This window comes from Microcystis sp. LE19-41.2A, assembly GCF_027530405.1.
Lineage (GTDB): Bacteria > Cyanobacteriota > Cyanobacteriia > Cyanobacteriales > Microcystaceae > Microcystis > Microcystis aeruginosa.
Window position 1 is genome coordinate 1 of the sequence record NZ_JAPZQJ010000313.1, and the last position, 3,095, is coordinate 3,095.

The window sequence follows — 3,095 nt, forward strand, 5'->3', positions numbered from 1 at the left end:
CTAGAACAAGAATTAATCATTGGCGAAGTTTTAGAAATCATCAATGCTTTACCCCCTAATTTATTAAGAGAAGTAAGAGATTTTGCTAAAGTTTTAGAACATAGAAAGTGATGAAGTCGGGCAAAGTTTACTACCCCAGTATTTGCATCTGGTGGTTTTTTTCTTCGGGAAATTTAAACAGAAAAACTGTAATGACATTAAACATAGATAAAAAACTATAACAAAGATAGATAAAAACTCAGAATAAAACTATTGACTCAGCAGAAAAAAGGTGGTATGACTGAACTCAACAATAATGGAGGATTTACCCCATGAAAACCAAAAAACTGACCCCCCGCAATGCCGCTCCTGTTCAACGGGAAAATACCGCTACCGTCTCTCGTAATGACAATGCGATCGCCCCCCTAGATTTACTCCGAAGAGGTTCAAAAGGAAATGCTCCTTTTGCGGGCGACGACGCGGAGTAGTCCTCATAATTCTAACACTCACCTCAAAAAGTGTCAAAAGTCTTTTTCTGTCTCCCTTAGCGCACGGTTCGCATCAACGAATTGACGCACAATCCTTGTTAATTCGGGGCTTTCGGATACCGGGCATCGTGGAGGCGGAGAAGCTTCTTGAGCAGGGGAGAGAGGGAGCGGGGGAGTACAGGTTTTTGCTCTTCTGTTGTCTCCCTTTTCCTTGGTTCACGAGTGCTAGAAGATTTAGTCAATGCTACTTAAAAAGTCGGGGATTGTCTTTGACTTCTCTTGGTCAAAAATTAGAGTTTTCAATAAGTCCCCGATTGATGTTTCTAACAGTAATTCGCTTATTTTAAGAGCGATTTGGTCTTTGTTGCCTGTGCCTTTTTTGTTGCCAAATTGTTACAAAATTTAATAAAAAAAGCCTTGACAATTGAGTTACTTTAGGTAAAAAATAAGACCAACCTAATGTTGTTAAGACTTAGGAAAAAAGACAATTTAAAAAATCAATGGCGTTAGCTAAAGCGGTTAAACGAGGATTAAAATAGCCTTATTTTTTTATTTTAAAGAATTTAGATACTTATTTACAAATTCAGAAGGCATTAAACATTCAAATTCACCTGTTTGTTGAACCAAAATCTTAATTAACTTATGATTAGCAGATATAAAACATTGAGATTGACCAACTTTTGCCGTTAAATAGACTCCTACATCTTCACGAGGAATTACTCCCAAAGCCTCCATTTCAGCTAACTCAAAATCATCAATCTGGACATAGCAAAACTTTAAGTTTTGCCAAATCCTTCCAATTATTTCTCCACTCCAATCTTTATTTTTTAAACGTTTGGCAACTCTGGTAATTTGGTTAATAAGTTCTTCAGAAATTATTACCCCCACAGGATTATCGTTTGGGGCTTCCCAACCTAACCATTGTAGAATTAAACCTTCAGGACTTTCTAGCTCAACTGCACCGATTAAATAAACATTAGTGTCTAAAAAAATTAATTCAGGAATTTTCTTCATTGTATTGAATCTTGTTTTTGTTGACGTTCTTGAGATATTTCCCGTTTAATATCTTGGACAAGATCAACAATTTTCTCTCTTGAATCATAACCTGCTTCGGTCAAAGATTGTTTTAACTCCTGTTGTAATTGTTCTGCTGACATTAAAGGATGTTGTTGATATTTACTGATTTGTTGCCAAAAGTTATTAATCTCTGTTTCTGTTTCTTCCCAAAGAATGATAACTCTTACCGAACTGGGTGGAGTCCCTTTAATTGGGTGGTCTAAAGATAATTGACCTACCTTATCGATCTTTCCAGTAGATTGAATTGCTTTCATAGTTATAAAGATTTTTGCCAACGACTTTTATTGGCATGACCTATTCTATCACTACTTCACTCAGACAAAATCTCACCAAGAAATATTTGGTAACAAATTATCACAAAAAGCTTGACAAGTGCTTAAACATCAGGTTAAACTCCCCGTCAAGTCAAATTTCACCTTAAATTCTGGAGAGGAACGTCCTTTTGCGGGAGACGACGCAGAGTAATCCCCCTGATTCTAGCACGAACCTCAAATCAGGTCAAAAGTCTTTTTCTTCTTGCCAGGGCGCACGGTTTGCCTCAATGAATTGACGTACAACCCTAGTTAAATTCAGGGCTTTCGGAAGCTTCTTGAGCGGGGGGCGGGGGAGTACAGATTTTTGAGCTTCTGTTGTCTCCCTTTTCCTTGGCTCACGAGTGCTAGAAGACTTAGGTTCAGGGAGATGAACCCGTCTATCTCGCAGTCTGTCCAAAATCTGTTAAAATTATAAGATGCTAAAAAGTCTGCGCTATAATACTCAGCTAGGATGATATAAAAGTAATTATGGAGAAGCAATGAACACTATCCAACTGACACCAGAAATAGAAAATTTGATTGCTCAACAAATTAAAACAGGAAAATATCAAGATGATTTAGCCGTTATTCAAGAGGGATTGCGTTTATTGGCAGAAAGAGACAGAATTTATCGAGGAAGATTTGAGCAATTGAAACAGGAAGTCATGATTGGTGTGCAAGAGTTAAGGCGTGGAGAAAGTTTTGATGGTAGAGAATTTATTAACAGATTAAAAGCCACAAATCTTCAGGATAGTGGCTCTTGAATTATGACGGTTATTTTAATATCTTCAAAGGCTAAACGAAGATTTAGAAATTATCAATGATCGGATTGCTTATTCTAATATTCAAGCTCCCAATCAGTTGTTAGATAAGATTCTTGATAAATTTGAAATCTTAGCCAGTTTTCCTAATGTGGGAAAAAACAGGAATGAATTGATTATGGGTTTACGAAGTTTTCCTGTAGAAGATTATCTAATCTTTTATTTTCCTCTTGAAAACGGAATTAAAATCGCAAGAGTAGTTAGTGGATATAGAGATTTAGATGCTATGTTTGATCTTGATTAAGAAAGTGATCGCATCAAGCTAAACTTAACAAAAACTCAATAAAAATTTACCAAAAAACTATTGACAAGAAAAGTAAAGACTGCTAATCTGGAAACTCTAAATATTTTGAGGATTGAGAGTAATTGTCATTAACTAATCGAGAAAATGCTTTTATTCAGCCTGAAAAACTCATTGATTATTTACTTTCAGAAAA

Annotated in this window: 5 protein-coding genes; 3 read left to right on the top strand and 2 right to left on the bottom strand. The window is 36.0% G+C overall.

What is annotated here, in order from left to right; genetic code table 11:
• Positions 1-311 precede the first annotated feature (311 nt).
• Positions 312-467, top strand: a complete 156-nt coding sequence (locus O9290_RS13135; RefSeq protein ID WP_002758006.1) for an anacyclamide/piricyclamide family prenylated cyclic peptide — start codon at positions 312-314, stop codon at positions 465-467.
• Positions 468-1,016: 549 nt separating this feature from the next.
• On the opposite strand, the gene O9290_RS13140 is transcribed toward O9290_RS13135, so the two are convergent.
• Positions 1,017-1,481, bottom strand: a complete 465-nt coding sequence (locus O9290_RS13140; protein ID WP_288087141.1) for a PIN domain-containing protein — start codon at positions 1,479-1,481, stop codon at positions 1,017-1,019.
• On the bottom strand, positions 1,478-1,798 hold the full coding sequence (locus tag O9290_RS13145) for a hypothetical protein (RefSeq protein ID WP_002758002.1): 321 nt from the start codon (positions 1,796-1,798) through the stop codon (positions 1,478-1,480). The genes O9290_RS13140 and O9290_RS13145 overlap by 4 nt, the downstream gene beginning before the upstream one ends.
• A 539-nt stretch (positions 1,799-2,337) precedes the next feature.
• Between O9290_RS13145 and O9290_RS13150 the strand changes: the two genes are divergently transcribed.
• The gene (locus O9290_RS13150) at positions 2,338-2,601 is read left to right on the top strand and encodes a ribbon-helix-helix domain-containing protein (RefSeq protein ID WP_002758001.1); all 264 of its coding nucleotides are present in this window, start codon (positions 2,338-2,340) and stop codon (positions 2,599-2,601) included.
• 79 nt (positions 2,602-2,680) lie between these two features.
• Positions 2,681-2,902: a type II toxin-antitoxin system RelE/ParE family toxin gene (locus O9290_RS13155; protein ID WP_230401062.1), complete on the top strand. Its 222-nt coding sequence runs from the start codon at positions 2,681-2,683 to the stop codon at positions 2,900-2,902.
• Positions 2,903-3,095: the final 193 nt, after the last annotated feature.